Raw genomic sequence first — 25,846 nt, forward strand, 5'->3', positions numbered from 1 at the left:
AACCCATGACAAAAATATTTAAAATCCCCTTTGCAACACAAGGGGATCGTAATGCTATTCCTGATGCAGTGCAGGGGGATGGTTCAGTTTCTTACACTCAAGGTTACAGCTATGACTATGAGCGTGATCAACAAACTGACCCTGCTGCTAAGGATATTGAACGTGAAAAAATGAATGCGTTGTTTCACGATATCACGGGAGCGATTGGTGAATTGCAAAGTTATGGCATTCCCCTATGGGCAGTGGAGGGGAAGCCCTACCCAATTCGTAGTGTTGTTTATCATAAAAATAAAACATGGCAATCCAAGATTGAGAATAACAATGTTGAACCTGCCGCAGGGGCTGCATGGCAAGAGCTGAAAGCGGATTTAACGGCGGGAGATATTCAGGTTTATAACAAAACCGAATCGGACAAGCGGTTCCAACCATTAGGCAACTATCAAACCGCCGGCTACAGCTATTCGAAGGCAGAGTCAGATACGCATTTCCAACCGAAAGGAAACTACGCCCCAGCGGATAACTATGCCGTCAAAGGCGAAAGCTACACGAAAGCAGAAGGGGATACACGATACCAGCCAAAAGGCAGTTATCAGCCCTCGGGGGATTATGCCTTAAAAGGAAGCAGTTACACGAAAAGCGAATCCGATGGCAAATATCAACCAAAGGGCAGTTATCAAGCGGCAGGCTACAGTTATTCAAAAGCAGAATCTGACACTAGTTATCAACCCAAAGGCAATTATGCCCCTGCGGGGAATTATGCGCTTAAAGGTGACAGTTACACCAAAGCGGAAGGGGATGGGCGATATCAGCCAAAAGGCAGTTATCAGCCGTCAGGGGATTATGCGACAAATAGCACAGTAAACTCAAAATTTGACGCAGCGAACAGCAATGCAAATAACCGTGTGCCAAATACGCGCAAAGTGAACAATAAGCCACTCAGTGCAGATATCACAATTACAGCGAGCGATGTCGGTGCTTACACGAAAGCGGAATCTGACACTAAGATAGCAGACGCTAAAAAAATGGGTACAGATGCGCAAGTCACAGCAAATGCGGCTAACACGAATGCTACAAACGCAAACAATAACGCAAATGGGCGCGTGCCAAATACCCGTAAAGTGAATAATAAAGCGTTGAGTGCTGATATCTCATTGAATGCAGGGGATGTTGGGGCGTATACCAAGGCTGAAGTTGATAACAAAATTGGTGCAATGGGAGGAAAAAATACAGCGAGCAAGGCTGCTAGAGGTTGGTGGAAAGATGCTAGCACTGGAATTATTATTCAGTGGGGTTCCGATTTGACCCAAAAAGATACGCTTAAAAAATTTACGTTTCCCACACAATTTCCTAATGCGTGTTTTTCTGTTACGGCAACTATGAATAATGCCACAGGAAATGAAGCAATCAACGTTAGGGAATTCACTAAAGATTACTTTTCTGCAATCGGCATCAACGGTAGAGGGAGTTGGTGGGATTTCCATTTTACATGGATAGCAATAGGACATTAATAATTAAGATAAATTGAGAAGTGGGTCTCTAACATAGAGACCCATTTAACAATGAAATAGCATGAAATTTACATGGTTAATTATTCTTTTAATAATGTGCTATTTTCTAAGTATTTTTAAATAAGCGTATAAAATATACTGATAGAACGCTTGTAAATATTCTTTACAATATTTTAAGTGTTTAAATGCATATTTACGGTGTGTAATGTTTTGGGGGGTTATTAAACTTATATTTTTCCACGGCGATTTTTCTTTTGCATTCAAGAAGTAATTAACCTCATGGTAATACTTAGACCAGCTATGCCAAGGTTTAGTTACTCCAATAAAATGGACTAATACAGGGGGAGAAACAATACGGATAGCTCTATTCTTATACTTATCGTTAAGGTTTATTTTGAGGTTAAAGTTAGTATCTAGCTTTAACCAATCACCATTAATCGCAATATTTAGTGCGTCTTGATCATAATACTTGATAACAGATAATAATTTATTATCTGTAAAAACAGATATTGACTTTTCTGTTATCTGTCTGCGTTTCCATTCTTCAGTATTTATTAGCATCACACCAGAGTTAAAATATCCTTTTTTAATACCTTCAGCATTAAATAATTCAGACATTTCTATTGAGAATGAATCATTCACATCCATGACAGCGGCGACTGGTGTAGACGTTAGATCTAATTTTTTTAGCTCTTTAATGCTTCCTGCACAAAAAACATCAGAATCCATGTATAAAATTCTGTCACATTTGTTATAGAAATAATCCGCTATAATGAGCCTAAAATAGATGGCATAAGACCATTCTTTATTTGTTGGAAGGCTTCTCAAGGCATCTACATTTAAGGTGTATAGCGTTATGTTTGTATTGTAGAGATTTGTAATTTCTTTAAAAAGTTCAATATCTCTATCACTCAAAATATCCGTGAATATGTGAAAATGAAAACTCATATCCTTGTTATTTAACAAAACTGAGCAAATGGAAACACCTGTTCCAAACAAAAAATTTTTGTCGGCGCCATATGCAACATGAAGAGAGTCTGATGTATTTTCGTCTGAACTACTACCAAAAAATAACGCGTTGTTATTTACGGCATTTTCAAAGCAAATCATTTATCTTCCTGATTTTTAGTCAATTGTCTACAATTGATGGGTTTTAGATTAAAACTATAGTATGTGGACAACCTATTAGGTTTACGTATGTAACTATAATAGCAAACAATATAAAGAGCTAAAAACAAAAATTCACCATAACGCTAGCCTTCCATCACATTAAGCATTTTTTTACTGATTCAGGATAACCATCATCCGTTTTTCCAAATATTCTCCGGTCTTAGCGTACATATGTCCCATAATCTCACAAGATAAATAGCTACGCTGTGCTGCCTATCAATATCTTCTCATTTGTGTGTTTTTTTGTTGATGGCTCCACCTGCAAAAGTGATTTCTAACACAAGAACGTCATAAGGACTATTAACGCCAACTTTCATTTCTGTAATTCGAAGAACGATCTCGACATTACTTTCTCTGCAATTATTTTTTATGCTGGCACCCATGAGTCATCTTGCTAGATCTCTTCCCATATTTGACCTATCTTCTCTTTTCCATCATCTGTTTTAGCGTCGTTGATAGTGAGTGATTGTGACGAACCTATCGCGATATGTAAGCTTAATAGCGCGAATTACTCACCGATTCTTTGCATTATCTGTTCTTGTCGTGTATTACCCGTTTTATCGATTAGCTTGTGCTTGTGCTTTTTATCATAAAAGAGGGAGTATTTTGGGAAGGTCTAATAGCGTAGTGATTATATCCATCTAATTAAGAATAATATAGTTTTTTTATGCAGTAGAATAATTGACATTTTAATTCAGAAATATATTGAAAGTTTTATATAGATGAATAAACACAATAAATGTTGATGTGAATTTGATCAGGGTTAAAGAATTAAGGATTGAAAACAATCCTTAATTCTAGTGTGCGAGCGCTTTATTTTATTTAACGATAACTACACTAAATGATTCCCAATTTTTTGATTTTTCGTATTGGTAGTAGTAATACAAAACACCATTAATAACAAAGAATGAGGCGGTTCTAATTTGCATTCCAGTCGCGTTAAAGGTGAAATCATAGACATTTTCAAGGCTACCATTATCCTGAACTAAATAGAATTGAATCGTTTTCTCTTCTAAGTTATAACCGTAAATATATTGCTTGTTCAGCGTTAAGTCTTGGACATATTGAAGGTTGCTGAGATAACTGTTTAATTTACCTTTATGAACAGGTGCGCTTGTATCAATAATTCCTTTATCATTTACACTATAAATAAAATACGCTTTTTCTTGAGGCGTATGACCTAAGAAGAAGACTTTTTTAGCAGCAGAATATACAAGCGTTGTCGGATAAAATTGTTCAAATATACCGGCTTGGATACCTGATTGAATAAGTGCCATATCATATCCTTTATTTATTAGTTGAGTTAAATATTTCTTAAGCACATTTATAGTATGAAAATAAAAGAAAATTAAAAATAATGATTATTATTAGCTTGTTTTAGCATTTGAAATTAATAAGCAAATAATGAGTTGAATTAAATATTCACAACTCAGAAAGATTGTGATAATAATAAGAAAAAAATCACAAAGGTCTTAATTATGTTTGAAAGTTTTGGTGTTTTAAATTTTTGGACTTACATGGCAGGGCTGATCCTAATCATCATTGTTCCGGGGCCAAACTCTTTATATGTTTTAAAATCAAGCACTTCACATGGTACTCGTGCTGGGTATCGTGCAGCGTTAGGTGTGTTCACGGGCGATGCGATATTGATCTTCCTTTCATTCATTGGTGTTGCCTCTGTCATAAAAGCCTCCCCCACGCTGTTTATGATCGTGCGTTATTTGGGGGCTGCTTACCTATTATACTTAGGGAGTAAAATTCTTTTTGTTACTTTTAAACAGAAAAAACTACCCAATACTGGTGATGATTCGGTCGTGGTCAAATCAGAAAAAATCTTCACGAGAGCGCTGATCCTCAGTTTAACCAACCCAAAAGCCATTCTCTTTTATATTTCCTTTTTTATTCAGTTTATTGACTTTAGTTATGCACAAGCATGGGTACCTTACCTTGTGCTAGCGTCAATCCTTGAATTTGTTAGCTTTCTCTACCTAAGTTTATTAATTTTTAGTGGCTACCTCATTGCGCGTTTTTTACGTGAAAAACAAGTGTTAGCTAAATTAGGAAATTGTGCAGTAGGCAGCTTTTTTATGGGATTTGCAGCGAAACTGGCAATTTTCAGTAACTAATCATAATCTTTTTGAATAAAGTTTCATTGAATCAATGGGTTGTAATTATTATCTTTGACGTTGCTGTTGCGCTAATAATAACGGCAACGTTCAGGTATTTTTTAACTCACCTAGGTATCTACATGATTCATCATCTGCATGCAAGCCAAGCTATTTGGGGTATAATCTATCAAAATAGACAGTGAAGAGGTTGGTGTGACGCAAGTAGAGATTGATGAGTACTGGATGAATCGCGCTTTAGAATTGGCGAAAAATGCCCAAGATGCAGGTGAAATACCTGTAGGTGCACTATTAGTTAAGGATAACCAATTAGTTGCATCTGGATGGAACCGTTCAATTGAAAGTCATGACCCTACAGCTCACGCTGAAATTATCGCCTTACAGCAAGGTGGTAAGGCACTTAATAATTATCGACTATTAGACACCACACTGTATGTGACTTTAGAACCCTGCATTATGTGTGCAGGTGCATTAGTGCATAGTCGAATAGGGCGCTTAGTTTATGGCGCCAAAGATTTTAAAACAGGGGCTTGTGGTTCATTTATTAATCTATTAGAACGCCCAGGATTAAATCATTATATTGATGTAACGGGTGGGGTACTCGAAGAAACCTGCTCTACGATGTTAAGTGCTTTTTTTAAAATGCGCAGAGCACAAAAGAAAGAACAAAAAAGAATGCTAAGTCAAATTCAATGTGAGTGTGTTGAAAATCGAAACAGCAAAAATGCCTGAATAAACGAAAGCGATATCTAACAACACATTCCTTATCGACCAATCAGATAATCATTGATTAATTCGTTACAGTATCTTCTTTATCCTGCTCGCTTTTTTCTGGGTTGATGGAGAGGAGATATTGTCCTAAAGAGGGCTGGCCATTTGCAGGTGAAATGGCTGGCAGTTTGTATGCATTGTGGGGGGATTGTTTCTGTTTTAGGCTGACTTTCTCTTTCACATCACTTTGCGTGGTAGACGGCGGCACGTTATCGACGATGGTTTCCGGATCCCCTGACGTCTCAGTGCTTTCAGTTTTGTCATTGGGGCTGTGAGGGGAGACAAGCGGTGGAAATAAAATCAATGATTTTTCGGCAATAGCCAATGCACGTTGCTTCTTATCTTGATTTTGTAAATAGCCGACTAAGCTTTGATGGTAGCGACGAATGTTTTCAACATAGCGATAGGCTTCATGCCCTCGCGCATAACCATAGTTAAGCTGTGAATAATACTTTTTTTGAGTTAACAGAGGGAGTCTCGATTTTACATCTAACCAGCGGTCTGGGTCTCCACCTTGTAATTCAGTTAGTTTTCTGACATCTTGCATATGGCCATACCCCATATTATAGGCGGCCAGTGCAAACCAAATTCTATCATCATCGGCGATAGAAACTGGAAGGCGTTGCATTAAATATTCTAAATATGCAGCTCCGCCTTTAATACTCTCTTCAGGATCTAATCTATCTGCAACGCCCATTGTTTCGGCGGTTGGTTTGGTGAGCATCATGAGCCCACGAACCCCTGTTGGTGATGTCGCCAACGGATCCCAATGCGATTCTTGCCACGCAATAGCCGCTAATAGTTTCCAATCAAGCGCCGTAGCATATTTTTCAAACAGTGGTTGATAAGTAGGAAGTTTTTTATTGATAGCATTGATAAATGACATGGTATCAAAGTAGTCAAATGAACCGACATGGCTAAAATATTTTTCATCGAGCCTTGCGAGCAAATCGGATTCATTGCTGGCATTAAAAAAATCAAGTAGAGCAGCGTTCAAGCTATCATCATTAAGGCGTTTCATGTACCAAGTGATGGCATGGTCATCGACTAAATCGAATCCGACCGCAATTTCAGGATGAATACGTTGTTGTAATGCAACAGAAATAGAGTCTTCTAGCGTATAGTCAATCAGCCCTTCCGCCACCATCTCTAATAGCTGGCTAGTTGTGTATTCGGTTGTTTCTTCCCAAACCAACTCAGGATGTTTTTCAGCCGCCATTTTGAGGGTACTAGCATGAGCAGAACCTGCCATCACGACGAGCTTACCGTTAATATCCTCAAAACTTTTAGGGCGTGTAGAGCCTTTTCGGTAAACCAGTTGCTGTGTGACATTGAGATAGCTAGGCCCTGTTTTCATTTTTTTCAGCCTATCTTTATTATAGAGCAATCCAGCAACACCAATATCTGCATTGCCATTCTCAATATCATCGAAAATTAGCTCAACGGTTGGTCGCAGGGTGATGTTCAATTTAACGCCGAGATAGTCGGCAAAGCTTTGAACAAGCTCATAATCAAAACCATGCAAGTTTGCTTCGTCATCTTGATAGATCAACGGAGAACTAATTGCACTCACTCGTAGCTCACCGCGAGAGATGATTTGGTTGAGCTGATTGTCTTGCGTATTGGGCCAACGGAGATTAAGTCCAATAATCATGGCCGCTAAAAGCGCAACAATCACAATGATTAAATAGTTAACCTTTATGTTATTCAAGAAAATATCTCATATGTATACCCTCTGAACTTTTCATTGCTTTATCAATTGAGCAAATTAAGTTGCCATCCGAATATTTCATTATAGTGGCGCTAAGAAACTTTGCTGCCTACTTGTGGCTCGGAAAACCATGAGGGGTTTTATGCCGGTGTTGTTGTAAAAAAATAATTATAAGTAATGGTTATATTTCCAGTGTTTGGACATTTTGCTCAACAATTATGATCCGTGCAACCAATATTGTGCTATTTCATTCCTAATAATTTTTAACGGTTTGCTTTATTTTTAGTCACGCAAACGGTTTCGTATTGATTCGCATTGCTCTATAATGTCTCCCAGTTCCCCTGCTTTTATGATCAGGGCTGGCGTTTAAATGAGAGAAATTATGACTATGGAAATTTTGCGTGGTTCACCTGCTCTATCAGCATTTCGTATTACTCGCCTTTTGGCGTTGTTTGCTGAAAAACAGCTTCCTGTTACGGATATTTATGCTGAATATATGCACTTCGCTGAACTATCAGCACCTTTGAGTGATAGCGAGCAAGGCAAATTGCGTAGTTTGCTAAAATATGGACCTTCTCTCGCGGAGCATGAGCCATTTGGCACACTGATATTAGTGACCCCACGCCCTGGTACCATTTCTCCTTGGTCATCCAAAGCGACTGACATTGCACATAATTGTGGTTTACCTCAAGTCGAAAGAATTGAACGTGGTCTCGCTTATTATGTGCAGGCGGATGCTTTATCACAGGCACAATGGCAAGCCATTGCGGCACTGCTTCATGACCGCATGATGGAAACGGTTTTTAGCGACTTTGAGCAGGCTCAAGCGCTTTTTGTTCATCATCAACCACAGCCAATGAAAGTTATCGATATCATTCGCTTAGGGCGTTCAGCACTTGAAAAAGCGAATATCGAAATGGGGTTAGCGCTGGCTGATGATGAAATCGACTATTTGTTTGATGCATTTACAGGATTAAAACGTAACCCAACAGATGTTGAGTTATATATGTTTGCACAAGCAAACTCAGAACACTGCCGCCATAAAATTTTTAATGCTGACTGGATCATTGATGGTGAAAAACAGCCGAAATCGCTGTTTAAAATGATTAAAAACACCTTCGAGACAACACCTGATTATGTTTTATCGGCTTATAAAGATAATGCCGCAGTGATGGAAGGCTCTTCTGTCGGGCGTTTCTTCCCTGAACCAGAAGGTCGCACTTATCGTTATCATCAAGAAGATGCTCATATTTTGATGAAAGTGGAAACGCATAACCACCCAACAGCAATTTCACCGTGGCCAGGTGCTGCAACAGGCTCTGGTGGTGAAATTCGTGATGAAGGTGCAACAGGCCGTGGGGCAAAACCAAAAGCAGGGTTAGTGGGTTTCTCCGTGTCTAACCTCCGTATCCCGGGATTTGAGCAGCCTTGGGAAGAAGATTTCGGTAAACCAGAACGCATTGTTACTGCGCTCGATATTATGCTTGAAGGGCCTCTAGGGGGGGCCGCATTTAATAATGAATTTGGCCGCCCAGCGCTTTTAGGCTATTTCCGTACCTATGAAGAAAAGGTCAATAGCCACAACGGTGAAGAGCTACGAGGCTACCATAAACCGATTATGCTAGCGGGGGGGATTGGTAATATTCGCGCTGATCATGTCCAAAAAGGGGAGATCCCAGTTGGTGCAAAACTGATTGTGCTTGGTGGCCCATCAATGAACATTGGGCTTGGCGGTGGTGCAGCCTCTTCAATGGCCTCGGGTCAATCCGATGCGGATCTGGATTTTGCGTCAGTACAGCGTGATAACCCTGAAATGGAGCGTCGCTGCCAAGAAGTGATCGATAATTGCTGGCAGTTAGGTGATAACAACCCAATTCTCTTTATTCATGACGTTGGTGCGGGTGGTTTATCTAATGCAATGCCTGAACTCGTGAGTGATGGTGGCCGAGGTGGTTGTTTTGAATTACGCAAAATTCTTAATGATGAACCGGGCATGAGTCCATTAGAAGTCTGGTGTAATGAATCACAAGAACGTTATGTATTAGCGGTAGCCCCTGAACAAATGCCCCTATTTACCGCCATTTGTGAACGTGAGCGTGCTCCTTTTGCTGTGATTGGTGAAGCCACTGAGCAGCGTGAGCTCGTGTTGAAAGATGAGCATTTTAATAATCAGCCTATCGATATGCCTCTGGATGTGCTACTCGGTAAAACCCCTAAAATGCTGCGAAATGTCGACACATTAAAAGCACAACCCGATGCGCTAGATAGAACATCGATTAATTTAAATGAAGCGGTTAAGCGCGTTTTACACCTGCCTGCTGTGGCAGAAAAGACCTTTTTAATCACCATTGGTGACCGTAGCGTAACGGGAATGGTTGCGCGTGACCAAATGGTTGGGCCATGGCAGATCCCTGTCGCCGATTGTGCCGTGACGACTGCTAGCCTAGATAGTTATTATGGCGAAGCGATGTCTATTGGTGAGAGAACACCTATTGCATTACTGGATTTTGCCGCTTCTGCTCGCATGGCGGTTGGTGAAGCGTTAACGAATATCGCTTGTGCGTATGTGCAAGACCTTAAACGTGTGAAACTGTCTGCTAACTGGATGTCGGCAGCCGGTCACCCTGGTGAAGATGCAGGTTTATATCAAGCGGTTAAGGCGGTTGGTGAAGAATTATGTCCTGCTCTGGGATTAACGATTCCAGTAGGTAAAGACTCAATGTCAATGAAAACGCGCTGGCACGAAAATGGGGCAGAGCGTGAGATGACTTCACCATTGTCATTGATTATTAGTGCATTTGGTCGCGTTGAAGATGTGCGTTTGACCGTGACCCCAGAATTAAAACAACAGCCTGATTCTGCATTGATGCTGATTGACCTTGGGCAAGGACATAATGCTCTAGGTGGTTCTGCACTTGCTCAAGTTTATCGCCAGTTGGGCAATAAAGCGCCCGATGTTCGTGATCCTAAACTGCTGTCAGGCTTCTTTACGGCTATCCAAAGCTTATTATCAGAGCAAAAGCTATTAGCTTATCACGACCGTTCTGATGGTGGTTTGTTTGTCACATTAGCGGAAATGGCCTTTGCTGGTCACTGCGGTATTAACGTGGATATCAGTGAATTTGATGAGGATATTTTAGCCGCATTGTTTAATGAAGAGTTAGGTGCGGTGATCCAAATTAAACAACAAGATAGACCGTATGTTGAAGCTTGCTTTGCGGATGCTGGCTTGGGTGAGTGCCTACATTATTTAGGCACAGTAACGCAAGAGGATGCGTTAGTGATTAATAGCCGTGACACGGTAGTTTATCATGAATCACGTAGTACATTACGCGAATGGTGGGCGGAAACGACATGGCAGATGCAACGCTTACGTGATAACGAAGATTGCGCCGATGAGGAACATAAGGCTAAGTTAGACTCTCAAGACCCAGGTTTGAATACGCACCTGACCTTTGACATTGCTGATGACATTGCCGCGCCTTACATTATGTCTGGTGTTCGTCCTAAAGTTGCTGTTTTACGTGAGCAAGGGGTGAACTCTCATGTTGAAATGGCAGCGGCATTTGACCGTGCTGGTTTTGATGCTGTCGATGTGCATATGAGTGATTTGTTAGCGGGCAATCTATCATTAGCAGGTTTCCAAACACTGGTTGCATGCGGTGGTTTTTCATACGGTGATGTATTAGGTGCTGGAGAGGGCTGGGCGAAGTCGATTCTGTTTAACCCTCAAGTACGTGACGAATTTACCGCTTTCTTTGAGCGCCAAGATACCTTATCTCTCGGTGTGTGTAATGGATGCCAAATGATGTCTAACCTGTATGAGTTAATTCCAGGGGCAGAGTTCTGGCCACGGTTTGTTCGCAATCGTTCTGAGCGTTTTGAAGCTCGCTTTAGTTTAGTTGAAGTGGCGAAGAGCCCATCATTATTGCTGCAAGATATGGTTGGCTCACGTATGCCTATCGCGGTCTCTCATGGTGAAGGGTTCGTTGAAGCAAGACAGCCTACTCATATTCAGCAACTGGAAAACAAGGGATTAGTCGCGTTACGTTTTGTGAATAACTACGGGCAAGTGACTGAGCAATATCCGGCGAACCCAAATGGCTCTGTAAATGGGATCACGTCTGTAACCTCAATGGATGGCCGAGCGACGATTATGATGCCTCATCCGGAGCGTGTATTCCGTACTGTGAGTCATTCGTGGCATCCTGATAATTGGGGTGAAGATGGCCCATGGATGCGTATTTTCCGTAATGCACGTAAACAATTAGGTTAACTCGATTAAATATAAAGTGGATAGCCCCGTCTGACGGGGCTATGAGGTTGTTGACAAAGCGGGATAAAAGCGTGGTTTTTCCCGCTTTGTGTTATCAGTCGAAAATCAATAAATTGATTTTCCTCGTTTATTTTCAAAACCGATTCGACTTGCCGCCAAATATAATAGGTTTAGCGGCAGTCTGATAGCCCCGTCTGATGGGGCTATTTTTTTGTTTGCCGCGAATTAGATTGGAACAGTTTCAATGATGCTGATATGACTGTTTGTTGGGATGATTTGGGTGATCCTTAGACCCGCTTGCGAAAATAATTCCATAAATTCGTTTTTTGTCCGTTCGTTACTGTCATGAATCACACTCAAACATATAAGTTCTAACTCTTTTCCAAAATGAGGCGCATTATCTTCAGGGATAACAGCATCCATGATCAGTAATTTTGAGGTGGGCTTCATTGCGTTGCGAATAGTTTTAAATATCTCAACAAGTTTATCATCGGGCCAATCATGAGTGATGTATTTCAACAAATAGATATCGGCCTCTGGACACTGCTCAAAAAAAGAACCCGATTGCAATTTCCAGCGAGTATTATCGTTTAATTTGGACAAAATATTTTTTTCAAGCACATGCTTTTTATCAAATAAAATCCCTTTCAATGAGGGATTACGGGCTAATACTTCAAGAAGTAGGTTGCCTAAGCCGCCGGCAATATCGGCAACAATAATATTTTGGGGAAAGGTATAGTTTTGTAGGATAAATTCATTTTCAATCTTTGATAAAGAAGCCTGCCCTTCATCAAAACCATCCGGTTGTGAAGCCTTTTTTTCCCAGTACTCAAAGAATGTAGCGCCGAATAGCTCTTCAAATGGCTTTCTTCCATAAGCGAATTGTGCAAACCTTGCACTGGTTAACCAAAAGGTTTTATCTGTCAGCCAGAGGATTGCGGGACGTAATGAGTAGGGGTGATCCGAGCATAAAAATGCGGCTTCTGGAGTGAGCGCGTAATGGGTTCCCCCTTGGCAGGTAAAAATGTTACGTGTCGCAAGTACTCGCAGGATTTTTTTAATTATTTTTGCATCCACATTCATGCTATCGGCTAACTGATGAATGGTTTTTGCTCCCTGTGTTAAATGGTCTGCGATATTTAACTGCACAGCAGCACGTAGCGCAGCTTGGAAGACAAAACCGATAGTTTGTTCCAGCACATGCAGCGCGGGCTGCATATCAATGGTTTCTATCCTATTGTTTGATTGTACGTTCATAAATTTCCTCATTGAGTTTTCGAAGGCTAAAAAAGATCACCTTAACTTAAGTATTGTTGATGTTTTTAGATTGGTGAAATTTCCCGTTAAAAATAACAAGTTAATAAATATCAATATAGTTAGTCATTTTGTTGTTGTTTTTTCTTTTTGATACTTACAGCTAATACTTTTATTAAGTAATTTTATTAATGATTTTGTGGTTTTAGGGGTAGGCAATCAGGCGTATTTACGGATGTGTATAAATTTAGCGACAAACCCACTATTAGACTGTCGCTAATTGGCGACATTTAAATTATTGAAATTAAAGGATAATTTATATCCGGGTGATAGGTGTCTTTAATAAGAGACAATTTGTGATAATGGGTGATAGGTTTAGGGCCAGAAAAAGAAATTAATTGTGAGATTTTAAATAAAAACCCTTAATTTTCAATTAAATAAAAAATATATTGAAAAGTTGGCACGATGTATGCATAATAATATTCAGTTGCTCATTCAACATTATTATGTCGGTCCACAATAAGGTGGGAACATACCACATAAAGCAAGAATGATGCCAAAGTAAGGTGCCTACCGTCCAACAGCACAGATATTCGTCTTTAGACCTTATCAAACACCGGACGACACGTGGAGTGAGGCACCACCTATATGATTATAGAGAGATAATCATATATCACATCAGTAAATCGCTGGCGGAATAGAGTTGAACACTTTATTCCGCCTTCCTGTTTTTATCCCCAAATTCATTCTTTTCATATTCATTCTTTTCATATTCATTCTTGTTTTCAAATAGATTGGCACATTGCTTGCTGTGACTAGCGGGATCATCCTTTTTTGAAGTGGAAAACTGAACTGTCGTAATCAGGTTCACCTAATGTACTCAGTTCTGCTACCATGGAACCACGTTTAATAGGTGTGAGATGAATGCATTGAGTAAATGGCGTCTATTTCCGCGCTCCCTGCGCCAATTGGTTGTCATGGCATTTTGGTTAGTGCTATTACCGCTATTGGTATTGGCTTATCAGGCTTATCAAAGTTTGGAGCAATTAAGTAACCAAGCGGCTCAAATTAATAAAACAACACTTTTGGATACTCGCCGTAGTGAGGCTATGGGGGGATTAGCTTTAGAAATGGAAAGAAGCTACCGTCAGTATTGTGTATTAAAAGATGCCTCTTTACATTCGCTTTATTTAAAACAATTCTCTGATTATCAACAAATGTTCGAACGGCAGAAAACAATACTGCCTAAAGAAACAGATACTTCAGCGCTTTCTCAAGCATTGAGTGAGCTAAAAACAGTGGTTTGTGAAAATAGTGAGCCACCAAAAGAAGTCACGACCGCATTAAGCCAATTTTCTGAACAAAATAATGTATTGATACAAGAAACGCGTGATGTCATTTTTAGTCGAGGCGAGCAGCTACAAAAAGCGATTGCAAATAAAGGGCAACTCTTTGGTTGGCAAAGTCTGATCCTATTTCTATTAAGCGTTTTATTGGTTGCGCTATTTACACGGATGATTATTGGACCTGTGAAAGGGATTGAGCGAATGATCAATCGGTTAGGCACGGGAAGGACCTTAACAAATAATCTTAAGCAATTCAAAGGACCCCGTGAGCTACGGTCTTTAGCGCAGCGTATTATCTGGTTAAGTGAACGCTTGGCTTGGCTAGAGTCACAGCGACATGAATTTTTACGGCATATTTCTCATGAACTTAAAACACCATTAGCCAGTATGCGTGAAGGCACAGAATTACTTGCGGATGAAGTGGCAGGGCCACTCACCGCTTCACAAAAAGAAGTCGTCGAAATTTTAGATCATAGTAGTAAGCATCTTCAGCAACTTATTGAACAGCTTCTCGATTATAATCGCAAGTTGGCTGATAGTCCGCCAGAAGCACAGCATGTCGACTTACAAAAATTGATTGAAGACATTGTTATGGCTCATAATTTACCAGCGAGAGCGAAAAATATTCAAACAGATATCCGTTTACGAATTGATCATTGCCTTGCTGAACCAACGTTACTTGGACGTGTTATTGATAATATCTACTCCAATGCGGTGCACTATGGCAGTGAATCAGGTAATATTTGGATCACAAGCCGCAGAATAGATAATAAGCTTGTCATTGAAGTTGCTAATACTGGCACGCCTATTCCTGAATCAGAGCAAAGTATGATTTTTGAACCTTTCTATCAAGGGTCACTGGTGAGAAAAGGGGCCGTCAAAGGAAGTGGTCTAGGATTAAGTATTGCGCAAGATTGTATTAAGCAAATGGGGGGTGAATTGTCACTTGTTCCCCATAAATTAGCAGATGTCTGCTTTAGAATTGAACTGCCTTTAACTGCAGAGAATGAATAATAATGGCAAATAGGTCTACAGATGTTTTGACAGCACTGCATTTGACAATGCTGTCAAAGCGATACATCGAATTAACGAAAAAAACAACGACATTTATCCAAAAGCGAAAAACGGTACAGTTAGGCGCATTATTATTGTCATTAATTTTGACAGGGTGTGCGACTAAAAGTGGACAATCGCCATTAGATACATTGGCGCAAGTTGTGGTACCCGAGGTCAAAGTCACAGACTACCGTTATGCTGATTGCCATGGAATTTGGGATAATCAGCAGCAGAGTGCGCGTGAAAATGCCCTTTTTTGGCTGAGGATGATGGATTGTGCCGATCGTCTTGATCCGAAAACAGCCCGCGCACAAGCCTTACAACTGTCTATTGATAATTGGTCGAATGCATTTCAACAAAGTATTCTTATGGGAGCAGCAGAGCCCTCGATTGCTGAGCGACGTAAAATGGTCGATAGCATGAATACCTTTAGCCTTAACTTCCCGACGGCAATTCGTCCGTTACTTCAGCTCTGGCGTGAGCAGCAAGTACAAATTATCAATCTCGCGGAAGCCAATTCTCGTTTTAAGCGCTTACAGCAAGAAACAGATAATAAGCTTGATCGTATGAAAGAGGAGAATGCTCGACTACTCTTTGAGTTGGACACGACATCACGCAAATTAGAGAATTTGACAGATATTGAAAGACAGCTCTCTTCCCGCAAGCAAAATACCAATGAAACAGAAAAAGAGGTAGAAGCAGTTGATAAAAATCAGGCCAAAGAAGCGGTTAAAGTAGAGAAGCCTGTTACTGAGAGCGAAAATTCAACCACAAATAATCAATTGGAGAGTGAGCGTAATGACCAGCCGTAAATCAGCAAATCTATTGTTGGTGGATGATGATCCTAGCCTGCTGAAATTACTTGGTATGCGCTTAAGCAGCGAAGGGTTTAAAGTCATAACAGCTGAAAGCGGAATGGAAGCGTTAAAGCTACTACAAAAAGAAAAAGTTGATTTAGTCATTAGCGACTTGCGAATGGATGAAATGGACGGCATGGCGCTGTTTGATGAAGTTCAAAAACACCATCCTAACTTACCTGTGATCATCTTAACTGCCCATGGCTCTATACCTGATGCCGTTGCAGCAACCCAACGGGGGGTATTTAGTTTTCTCACTAAGCCTGTTGATAAAGATGCATTGTATAAAGCGATTGATGACGCACTGGCATTGTCTTCAACACCGATCAGTGATGAAGAGTGGAGCGAGGGGATTGTGACACGTAGCCCGTTGATGATTCGGCTGCTAGAACAAGCCCATATGGTGGCACAATCGGATGTCAGCGTATTAATTAATGGGCAAAGTGGTACAGGTAAAGAAGTCCTCGCGCAAGCCATTCACAAGGCCAGTCCTCGGGCGAATAAGCCATTCATTGCTATCAACTGTGGCGCTTTACCTGAACAGTTATTAGAGTCAGAACTCTTTGGTCATGCAAAAGGGGCATTTACAGGTGCTGTGAGTAGCCGTGAAGGGCTATTTTTTGCAGCGAGTGGTGGCACCTTATTTCTTGATGAAATAGGTGATATGCCAATGCCTTTACAGGTGAAATTACTGCGTGTGTTACAAGAGCGTAAAGTACGGCCATTAGGGAGTAACCGTGACTTAGACATCGATGTGCGGATTATTTCTGCTACCCATCGTAATTTGCCTAAAGCCATGGAAAAAAATGAATTTCGGGAAGACCTCTATTATCGTTTGAATGTCGTGAACTTACGGATACCTGCACTGAACGAAAGAGCAGAAGATATCCCTATTTTGGCGAATCATTTATTACGTGAATCGGCATCAAGGCATAAACCGTTTGTACGTAGTTTTTCCACCGAGGCAATGAAATGCTTAATGTCAGCCAGCTGGCCGGGTAACGTGCGTCAATTAGTTAACGTAATCGAACAATGTGTTGCGTTGACGACAACACCTGTTATTAGTGAAGCATTAGTGAGCCAAGCTTTACAAGGTGAAAATACGGCATTGCCAACCTTTGTTGAAGCGCGTAACCAATTCGAATTGAACTATTTACGCAAGTTACTGCAAATGACGAAAGGTAATGTCACTCAAGCGGCTCGTATGGCGGGAAGAAACCGTACAGAGTTTTATAAGTTATTGGCTCGTCACGATTTAGAAGCGAATGACTTCAAAGAATAATGAATAACATAGTCTACATTTATCCTGTTAAGTGACTCAAGACATAGTCGCCGTAAACGAGTCACGGCTAAGAGTGAATGAAGGTATCAATATAAATGCTCGGGAGAATAAATACCTTATGAGCCGTAAGCTTAATATTTCATTAGCTCAATTAAATTGGTTAGTGGGTGATATTGAAGGTAACTGCGATCGTATGTTGCAGGTTTTTGAGAAACAAAAAGATATTGCTGACATTGTGATGTTCTCTGAGCTATCACTCACGGGATACCCCCCAGAGGATCTGCTATTTCGCTCCGATTTTAACCAGCGCTGTTTAGTGCAATTAGAACGTTTACAAAATGCGAGTACTGAAACCGCCATTATTGTTGGTCATCCATGGAATGAAGCGGGTCAAATGTATAATGCACTCTCTTTTTTCTATCAAGGAAAGTTATTAACGCGTTATTTTAAGCAAGAATTACCAAATTATGGTGTCTTTGATGAACCGCGTTATTTTTCTGCGGGCAATAAATCCGCTGTTATCGATTTTAAAGGTTATCGCATAGGCTTACTCATTTGTGAAGATATTTGGTTCGATGCCCCTGTTGATGCCATTAAACAAGCTGGCGCCGAGTTATTATTAACGATTAACGCATCTCCGTATGATCGTCATAAAGAACATATTCGTAGTGATTTGCTGGTCGCTCATTGCCAACGCACACAGCTGCCAATTGTCTATTTGAACCAAGTTGGCGGTCAGGATGAACTGATTTTTGACGGCGCGTCTAAGGTTTTGGCCAGTAATGGTGATATGACTCATCAACTCATGGAATTCGAAGAACAAGTGGTGAACTGCCAGTTCAACGAACTCAGCATCGTGCCTATGGAAAAGTTACCTCCTGTATTGTCGCCTGTTGCTCAGGTTTATCAAGCACTCGTTATGGCAACTCGTGACTATATTAATAAAAATGGTTTTAATGGCGCGATACTTGGCTTATCGGGCGGGATCGATTCAGGTCTTACCGTTGCGATTGCAGTAGATGCAATTGGTCAGGAGCGTGTTCAAGCCGTCATGATGCCATTTCGTTACACGTCAGAAATGAGCATTCATGATGCGAAAGAGCAAGCTGAACTGTTGGGAGTTGAATTTGATATTGTGTCAATTGAGCCTATGTTTGATGCTTTTATGGCACAGCTTCAACCAATGTTTGAAGGAACGCAAGTCGATACCACAGAAGAAAACTTACAAGCGCGTTGTCGTGCAGTTATTTTGATGGCAATGTCAAATAAACGTCGCCGTTTAGTGCTGACAACCAGTAATAAGAGTGAATCTGCTGTTGGTTATTCGACTTTATATGGTGATATGGCGGGTGGTTTTGATGTGCTAAAAGATGTGCCAAAAACATTAGTTTTCGAGCTAGCACAATACCGTAATACCGTGTCTCCAGCGATCCCACAACGCGTGATCGATAGACCACCTTCAGCGGAATTAGCGCCGGGGCAACTCGACCAAGATAGCTTACCACCTTATGATATTTTAGATGCATTGCTGGAAGGCTATGTAGAAAAAGATTATTCTGTCGCACAACTGATTGAACAAGGTTTTGATGAGGCGATTGTGCGTCGCGTTGTGCGCCTTGTCGATATTAATGAATATAAACGCCGCCAAGCACCTGTTGGGCCTCGCATTACGGTGCGTAACTTCGGGAAAGATCGTCGTTATCCAATCACGTCGGGTTTTGGCCGTAAAAATTGGTCATAACAGGAACTATTTATGAAAAAAATTGATGCAATTATAAAACCTTTCAAACTGGATGATGTCCGAGAAGCCTTAGCTGAAGTTGGGATTACTGGTATGACGGTAACCGAAGTGAAAGGTTTTGGTCGTCAAAAAGGCCATACAGAATTATACCGTGGCGCAGAATATATGGTGGATTTCTTGCCAAAAGTTAAAATTGAGATCGTTGTGCCTGATGACATCGTTGAAAACTGTGTCGAAACGATCATGCAAACGGCTCAAACAGGCAAGATTGGTGACGGCAAAATTTTTGTCTATGATGTTGCCCGTGTTATCCGAATTAGAACAGGGGAGCAAGACGAGGAAGCGATTTAACCCGCAACCCTCATCTTATTTTGTGTCATCACCTTGTGCTCTTCTTTTGCGGGCCCTAGTGACATACTTGTGTATGTTCTTAGGGATCCGCACCATCAATATCCAGCGGAAGCATTATATTTTTCAGGCGTTGTAACGCTCTCGAAGCCCTATTATCGTTGTATCAATCCCTCATTGTGTAACTCCTGATTTCTGCCATTGAGCTGGTTTTGTGTGTGCTCGCACAGCTCTTTTTTATGGCTATTTAGCGATACATCACCCCTGTTTTATCGAAGCCAACGCTCAGGAAAATAATGGTAGAGGGGATTGAGTGTGGGGAAGGGAAGGTTAATCTGTCAAGCAGTAAAAGATATCGCTGGTTTGATAAAAGGCGGTAATGGCATAAACACAGGAATGGGATTAGAACAGTGTTTAATATGCGAAACCATTACCGCTAAATTTTAAATTAGTTTAAGGATAGGACTTTGTGAGGGCCAAAACACTCATAATGAATATTATCTTCAGATATCCCCATTTCAATCAATTGCTTACCAATGTATTGCATAAAACCAACGGGGCCACAAAAATAGAAGTGCATATTCGGCTCTACAAGCCACTCTTTTACTTGTGAAAGATCCATCAATCCACTGAATTGATAGTCGAAACCTTGCTTATCTTCTGAACGAGGCTGATTAAACCATACCGCAGAGTGACTGTTTTGATGATGAGTTAAATGCTTGTTAACTTCATGCTGGAACGCATGAACCGCACCATTTTCCGCTGCGTGTAGCCAATTGATTTGTGCCTCATGGCCTTCTTTTGTTAACTGATTGAGCATACTCAACATTGGTGTTAAGCCGACCCCCGCAGAAATTAGCGTGACCGGGGTTTTATTATCAATATCAATGAAGAAATCGCCACATGGTGGCGCTAAGTAAACAATATCACCTTCATTGAGATTTTGATGGATATGGTTAGAAACAATACCTTTATCTTCTCGTTTTACAGCAATACGATAGCTGCGACCATTTGGTGCGGTCGTGAGTGAATATTGGCGGATCTCTTGATTGGCCAAACTATCATCATTGATATAGAGGGTAATATATTGCCCTGGACGATAATCAGCGACAGGTTGACCATCGACAGGTAAAAATTCAAAACTCGTGATGACATCACTTTGTGCTTGTTTAGCAGCAACTCGGAATTCACGTAAGCCTTCCCAACCACCGACTTTATCGGCATTTTTGCGATAAATCTCCGCTTCACGGTGGATAAAAATATCAGCGAGAACACCATAGGCTTTACCCCACGCATCAAGGACTTCTTGGCCTGGGCTGAGTAATTCATCAATGGCGGCCAGTAAGTTTTCGCCAACAATTGGGTAATGTTCAGGTTTGATGTTTAAACTTGCATGTTTTTGCGCGATTTTTTCTACCGCAGAAATTAACGCTTCTGGGGTTTCAATGTGTGTTGCATAAGCACAAACAGCATTAAATAACGCCTCGCGCTGTGAACCGTTACTTTGATGCGTCATGTTAAAAATATCTTTTAGCTCAGGATGTTGCTTGAACATTCTTTCATAGAAGTGAGCCGTTAATTTTGGTCCTGTCGCAGCAATGGCTGGAATGGTTGATTTAACAATGGCGATAGTTTGGCTGTCTAGCATACAGGTTCTCCTGAAATAATTTCATTAGAAGATGAATTTTTATAACATGCATTTTCAATACAACTTATAACTTTTAATACACAATGTAAATAGGTCTATTACAAAAAGAGTTGAAAAATAGAGGCTTTATAAAATCAGATAGAAAAAAACAGTATTTAATGTTTTTACAGTGTGAATATGACTGATTTTATCTCGATACAACCGAACTCTTTTTAGGGCAATTAAAATATATGCAAACGTTTGCGTATATTTTTTCTTTAGGGCTATCACCCTGAAGAAAAAGAGTTTACACTGTGTGCTATTGCGATAGTTTTGTTATCAACTTATTGAATGGCTGAGGCAGGAGAAGCGAATGTTAAAGCGTGAAATGAATATTGCAGATTATGATCCACAACTGTGGGAAGCAATGGAGAAAGAAGTTCAACGTCAAGAAGAACATATTGAATTAATTGCTTCAGAAAACTATACCAGTCCACGAGTTATGCAGGCTCAAGGATCTCAGCTAACAAATAAATATGCCGAAGGTTATCCGGGTAAGCGTTATTATGGTGGGTGTGAGTATGTTGACGTGGTTGAGCAGCTAGCAATCGACCGTGCAAAAGCGCTATTTGGTGCGGACTATGCAAACGTACAGCCTCACTCAGGTTCACAGGCTAACGCAGCTGTTTATATGGCGTTACTGCAACCCGGTGATACCGTATTAGGTATGAACTTGGCGCACGGTGGTCACTTAACGCATGGCTCACCAGTTAACTTCTCCGGTAAGCTGTATAACATCGTTCCTTATGGTATCGATGAAAGCGGTAAAATCGACTATGAAGACATCAAAGCACAAGCTCAGAAACATAAGCCAAAAATGATCATCGGTGGTTTCTCTGCTTATTCAGGCATTGTTGATTGGGCTAAAATGCGTGAAATCGCAGATAGCATCAATGCTTACCTATTTGTTGATATGGCTCACGTAGCGGGTCTAATTGCAGCAGGTGTGTATCCTAACCCTGTTCCTCATGCACACATCGTAACGACAACAACACACAAAACCTTGGCGGGTCCACGTGGTGGCTTAATCTTAGCGAAGGGTGGTGATGAAGAGCTGTATAAAAAACTAAACTCCGCAGTATTCCCTGGTTCTCAAGGTGGTCCGCTAATGCATGTGATTGCGGGTAAAGCGGTAGCACTGAAAGAAGCGATGGAGCCTGAATTTAAAACGTATCAACAGCAAGTTGCTAAAAATGCGAAGGCAATGGTAGAAATTTTCCAGCAACGCGGCTATAAAGTAGTGTCTGGCGGTACTGAAAATCACCTATTCTTAGTTGATTTGGTTGATAAAGATATCACAGGTAAAGATGCAGACGCAGCATTGGGTCGTGCGAATATCACGGTGAACAAAAACAGTGTTCCTAACGATCCTAAGAGTCCATTTGTTACCTCTGGTATTCGTGTAGGTACACCAGCCATTACGCGCCGTGGTTTTAATGAAGCGGATGCGCGTGAGCTGGCGGGCTGGATGTGTGATGTTCTGGATAACCTCAATGATGAAGCGACCATTGAAAGTACCAAACAAAAAGTATTGAATATTTGCGCAAAATACCCAGTTTACGCATAAAATTAAATTAATTTAATTTTTTAAACCCGCTTCTACACGTTGGTAAAAGCGGGTTTTTTGCATTGAAAAAAGGAGGAATAATGGTAATCCCATCAACTCGCTGGCTGGCGATTGATTATTTTACCTATTTTTTCGCTTACAGTATTTTTCTACCATTCTGGCCTATATGGTTACAGGGGGAGGGAATTGATGCTGAAATGAGCGGGATACTGTTGGGGGTTGGACTCGCTGCACGTTTCCTTGGTGCAATGTTCATTACACCGATGGTAAAGGATCCATCAAGCCTCATTAATGCATTAAGAATATTGGCGGCATTATCGTTGTTATTCTCTATCGCTTTTGCGTTTGGTTCCCATTGGGCATGGCTATTTTTTGTCATGGTTGGATTTAATTTATTTTTTGCACCATTGGTGCCACTCGGTGACTCATTAGCGGGAACATGGCAAAAACAATTTCCATTCGATTATGGACAAATTAGGCTTTGGGGCTCCATTGCTTTTATTATTGGCTCGATAGTTATGGGCTATTTTGCTGATATATTAGGTCATAAATCAATTATGGCGGCCTTAATTATTAGCTGTTTAGCGTTATTACTCACGACGATGTTAAAACCCGCCATCATGCCTAAAGGCGCCCCGATGGTTGCAGATGAAGATAAGGTGTCTTTTAAGCAACTTATTGCCGATAAAAATGTCGTTAAGTTTTTAATTTGCGTCACCTTACTGCAAGGTGCTCACGCAGCATACTATGGTTATGCTTCGTTATTTTGGAAAGAGGCTGGCTACTCAGATGTTGTGATAGGTCGATTATGGGCGCTTGGCGTTGTGGCTGAAGTGATTGTTTTTATGTTGAGCAAGAAGTTATTTCGCCGCTGGAGCTCGCGTAACTTACTTTTACTCTCTGCTGTGAGTGGAATTATCCGTTGGGGACTCATGGGGGCTTTCACTTCATTACCTATTCTCATTATCGTTCAAATATTGCACAGCGGTACTTTCACGGTATGTCATTTGGCGGCAATGCGTTTTATTAGTGCGCGCAAAGAGAATGAAATTATTCCATTACAAGGTGTTTATTCGGCATTAGCCACGGGGGGAGGGTTAGCGATTATCACTGTCATGGTGGGGGCTATTTATGAACGGGTTCCCGATCAGCATGGCATTGTCTTTTATTTAATGGCTCTTTTGGCAATTCCAGCTTTGTTTATACGACCAAAAATCGCTGCACACTCATAGAATCATACACTTAGGTATATTCGAGCCATATTGATAACAGAATATACTGTGATGAGAAAGTATCTGTGCATGAACTCACTGCTCAGGATGCTAGGGCCATTATACCGTCGACTAATCAACACGAGTGCGATTTGGGGATGATGAGAGGAAAGGCAAGAAAATAGTGAGTATGACTTTAGACTTTGTTATAAATGAAAGACGTTGAGCGATGCTCAACGTCTTTTTCATCATGATACGACAACGCGATCAACGTTTTAATGCTTCTGACAGCTCTTCACGCATAACAGACAAAATATCTTTCACGATGCGTGGGCTACCCGCAACAATGTTACCTGAAGCTAAATAGTTATGGTTACCTACGAAGTCAGTCATGATGCCGCCTGCTTCACGCATAATTAGCTCACCACCCAAGAAATCCCAAGGTTTCAAACCAATTTCATAGTAGGCATCAACACGGCCAGCGGCGACATAGCATAAGTCTAAGGCTGCTGAACCTGTACGGCGGAAGTCAGCACAGCTATCAAACATTTTGCTCATGATATTCATGAACACAACGGAATGTTGTTTTTGTTTGAAAGGGAAACCAGTAGCAACGATTGCCCCATCTAATTCGCGAGCATCAGCACCACGCAGACGATAACCGTTTAATTGTGCACCTTGGCCACGAACAGCGCTAAATAACTCATTACGCATTGGATCGTAAACCACTGCAACTTCAGTACGGCCTTTAACACGAACAGCGATAGATACAGAAAAATGTGGGAAGCGTTTGGTGAAGTTTGTCGTACCATCCAGTGGATCAATTACCCATTGAATATCATCTTCTTTACCGAGTAATTCACCACTCTCTTCAGTAATGATGGTGTGCTCTGGGTATGATTTACGGATGATCTCGATAATGAAATGTTCAGCTTCACGATCGACATTGGTAACGAAGTCATTGGAACCTTTTTGTGAAATCTGGACATTGTCAGGCGTTTCATAGCTTTTAGCTATATGATTACCAGCCTTACGTGCTGCACGTATGGCGATATTAAGCATCGGATGCATGGGCTTTTTCCACTGGAATGTTAAAGAACGAAAAACATTGAGTGGGCGGATTATATAGATGTTCGTCACAATAAGCAATTTTGTGTTAAACTCTTGCGATTATTTTTTGAAAAACGACTAAATCATGTTAGACAATATCCGCATTATTCTTGTTGAGACCTCACACACAGGCAATATGGGCTCTACAGCCCGCGCTATGAAAACGATGGGGTTATCCAATCTTTATCTTGTTAATCCTCAAGTACAACCTGATTCACATGCCATTGCGCTCTCTGCGGGGGCCAGTGATGTCATTGGCCAGGCAACAATTGTCAATTCGTTAGATGAAGCATTAGAAGGGTGTCAGTTAGTGATTGGCACTAGTGCACGCTCACGGACACTCTCTTGGCCGATGGTTGCGCCACGTGAATGTGGAGAAAAATCAGTTGAGCAAGCGAAAACGGCGCCTGTTGCCATTATTTTTGGTCGTGAGCGTATCGGGTTGACCAATGAAGAATTGCAGAAATGTCAGTACCATCTCTATATTCCAACCAACCCCGAATACGGTTCTCTCAATCTGGCGATGGCAGTGCAGTTAGTCAGTTATGAAATTAGAATGGCATATTTAGCCTTAGATGAAAAAAATGCGGTTAACTCAGATTCGTCTGAGGTAGAATATCCCCCTGCACAAGATATAGAACGTTTTTATGTGCATCTTGAAAGCGTATTGAATGAGTCTGGGTTCATTCGTAAGGCACATCCGGGATTAATTATGAATAAATTAAGACGGTTATTTACCCGTGCTCATATTGAAACCCAAGAGCTACATATTTTACGTGGTATCCTGACGTCGATGGAAAAATGGGCTAAAAAATGAGTGGTTAC

Annotated in this window: 18 protein-coding genes; 12 read left to right on the plus strand and 6 right to left on the minus strand. The window is 41.0% G+C overall.

Features of this window, described 5'->3' with window-relative positions; translation table 11 throughout:
* The first annotated feature begins 5 nt into the window (after positions 1-5).
* Positions 6-1,508, plus strand: a complete 1,503-nt coding sequence (locus G3341_RS20665; protein ID WP_244316489.1) for a gp53-like domain-containing protein — start codon at positions 6-8, stop codon at positions 1,506-1,508.
* A 99-nt stretch (positions 1,509-1,607) separates the two neighbouring features.
* Here G3341_RS20665 and G3341_RS07205 read toward each other — a convergent pair whose 3' ends face one another.
* Entirely contained in the window at positions 1,608-2,618 is a 1,011-nt protein-coding gene (locus G3341_RS07205) for a glycosyltransferase (RefSeq protein WP_163861018.1), read from the minus strand.
* Between the two features lie 878 nt (positions 2,619-3,496).
* The gene (locus tag G3341_RS07210; protein ID WP_154635754.1) at positions 3,497-3,955 is read right to left on the minus strand and encodes an XRE family transcriptional regulator; all 459 of its coding nucleotides are present in this window, start codon (positions 3,953-3,955) and stop codon (positions 3,497-3,499) included.
* A gap of 201 nt (positions 3,956-4,156) precedes the next feature.
* Here G3341_RS07210 and leuE point away from each other — a divergent pair, with 201 nt between their 5' ends.
* Together leuE and tadA are read left to right on the plus strand one after the other, a co-directional pair.
* Positions 4,157-4,804, plus strand: a complete 648-nt coding sequence (gene leuE, locus G3341_RS07215) for a leucine efflux protein LeuE (protein ID WP_154635755.1) — start codon at positions 4,157-4,159, stop codon at positions 4,802-4,804.
* A 195-nt stretch (positions 4,805-4,999) separates the two neighbouring features.
* The gene (tadA, locus tag G3341_RS07220; RefSeq protein ID WP_163861019.1) at positions 5,000-5,536 is read left to right on the plus strand and encodes a tRNA adenosine(34) deaminase TadA; all 537 of its coding nucleotides are present in this window, start codon (positions 5,000-5,002) and stop codon (positions 5,534-5,536) included.
* Positions 5,537-5,594: 58 nt separating this feature from the next.
* On the opposite strand, the gene mltF is transcribed toward tadA, so the two are convergent.
* Positions 5,595-7,229: a membrane-bound lytic murein transglycosylase MltF gene (mltF, locus tag G3341_RS07225; protein ID WP_230085909.1), complete on the minus strand. Its 1,635-nt coding sequence runs from the start codon at positions 7,227-7,229 to the stop codon at positions 5,595-5,597.
* Between the two features lie 445 nt (positions 7,230-7,674).
* Here mltF and purL point away from each other — a divergent pair, with 445 nt between their 5' ends.
* Complete coding sequence (gene purL / locus G3341_RS07230; RefSeq protein WP_163863542.1) at positions 7,675-11,562, plus strand: phosphoribosylformylglycinamidine synthase; 3,888 nt, start codon at positions 7,675-7,677, stop codon at positions 11,560-11,562.
* Positions 11,563-11,787: 225 nt separating this feature from the next.
* Here the strand turns inward: purL and G3341_RS07235 are convergent, their stop codons facing one another.
* Positions 11,788-12,819, minus strand: coding sequence for a methyltransferase (locus G3341_RS07235; RefSeq protein ID WP_154624684.1), 1,032 nt, complete (start codon positions 12,817-12,819; stop codon positions 11,788-11,790).
* Positions 12,820-13,736: 917 nt separating this feature from the next.
* Here G3341_RS07235 and G3341_RS07240 point away from each other — a divergent pair.
* From G3341_RS07240 to glnB, 5 genes are all read left to right on the plus strand, one after another.
* Positions 13,737-15,176 carry a sensor histidine kinase gene (locus tag G3341_RS07240; protein WP_154625172.1) on the plus strand — a complete coding sequence of 480 codons (1,440 nt, stop codon included), beginning with the start codon at positions 13,737-13,739 and terminating at the stop codon, positions 15,174-15,176.
* 2 nt (positions 15,177-15,178) lie between these two features.
* The gene (qseG, locus tag G3341_RS07245) at positions 15,179-16,030 is read left to right on the plus strand and encodes a two-component system QseEF-associated lipoprotein QseG (protein WP_154625171.1); all 852 of its coding nucleotides are present in this window, start codon (positions 15,179-15,181) and stop codon (positions 16,028-16,030) included.
* On the plus strand, positions 16,017-17,357 hold the full coding sequence (gene glrR / locus G3341_RS07250; protein ID WP_163861020.1) for a two-component system response regulator GlrR: 1,341 nt from the start codon (positions 16,017-16,019) through the stop codon (positions 17,355-17,357). Before qseG ends, glrR begins: the two co-directional genes overlap by 14 nt.
* 118 nt (positions 17,358-17,475) lie before the next feature.
* The gene (locus G3341_RS07255) at positions 17,476-19,098 is read left to right on the plus strand and encodes an NAD+ synthase (protein WP_163861021.1); all 1,623 of its coding nucleotides are present in this window, start codon (positions 17,476-17,478) and stop codon (positions 19,096-19,098) included.
* Positions 19,099-19,110: 12 nt separating this feature from the next.
* On the plus strand, positions 19,111-19,449 hold the full coding sequence (gene glnB, locus G3341_RS07260; protein WP_004912721.1) for a nitrogen regulatory protein P-II: 339 nt from the start codon (positions 19,111-19,113) through the stop codon (positions 19,447-19,449).
* Between the two features lie 445 nt (positions 19,450-19,894).
* On the opposite strand, the gene hmpA is transcribed toward glnB, so the two are convergent.
* Positions 19,895-21,094, minus strand: a complete 1,200-nt coding sequence (gene hmpA, locus G3341_RS07265; RefSeq protein ID WP_163861022.1) for an NO-inducible flavohemoprotein — start codon at positions 21,092-21,094, stop codon at positions 19,895-19,897.
* A gap of 352 nt (positions 21,095-21,446) precedes the next feature.
* Between hmpA and glyA the strand changes: the two genes are divergently transcribed.
* Positions 21,447-22,700, plus strand: coding sequence for a serine hydroxymethyltransferase (gene glyA / locus G3341_RS07270; RefSeq protein WP_154625167.1), 1,254 nt, complete (start codon positions 21,447-21,449; stop codon positions 22,698-22,700).
* 80 nt (positions 22,701-22,780) lie between these two features.
* Positions 22,781-23,932, plus strand: a complete 1,152-nt coding sequence (locus tag G3341_RS07275; RefSeq protein ID WP_163861023.1) for a 3-phenylpropionate MFS transporter — start codon at positions 22,781-22,783, stop codon at positions 23,930-23,932.
* A 246-nt stretch (positions 23,933-24,178) separates the two neighbouring features.
* Here the strand turns inward: G3341_RS07275 and suhB are convergent, their stop codons facing one another.
* The gene (suhB, locus tag G3341_RS07280; protein WP_154625165.1) at positions 24,179-24,982 is read right to left on the minus strand and encodes an inositol-1-monophosphatase; all 804 of its coding nucleotides are present in this window, start codon (positions 24,980-24,982) and stop codon (positions 24,179-24,181) included.
* A 124-nt stretch (positions 24,983-25,106) separates the two neighbouring features.
* Between suhB and trmJ the strand changes: the two genes are divergently transcribed.
* Positions 25,107-25,838 (plus strand): tRNA (cytosine(32)/uridine(32)-2'-O)-methyltransferase TrmJ, encoded by a 732-nt coding sequence (trmJ, locus tag G3341_RS07285; protein ID WP_154625164.1) that lies wholly within the window; start codon positions 25,107-25,109, stop codon positions 25,836-25,838.
* The last annotated feature ends 8 nt before the right edge of the window (positions 25,839-25,846 follow it).

It is taken from the genome of Providencia vermicola (assembly GCF_010748935.1).
Classification (GTDB): Bacteria; Pseudomonadota; Gammaproteobacteria; order Enterobacterales; family Enterobacteriaceae; genus Providencia; species Providencia zhejiangensis.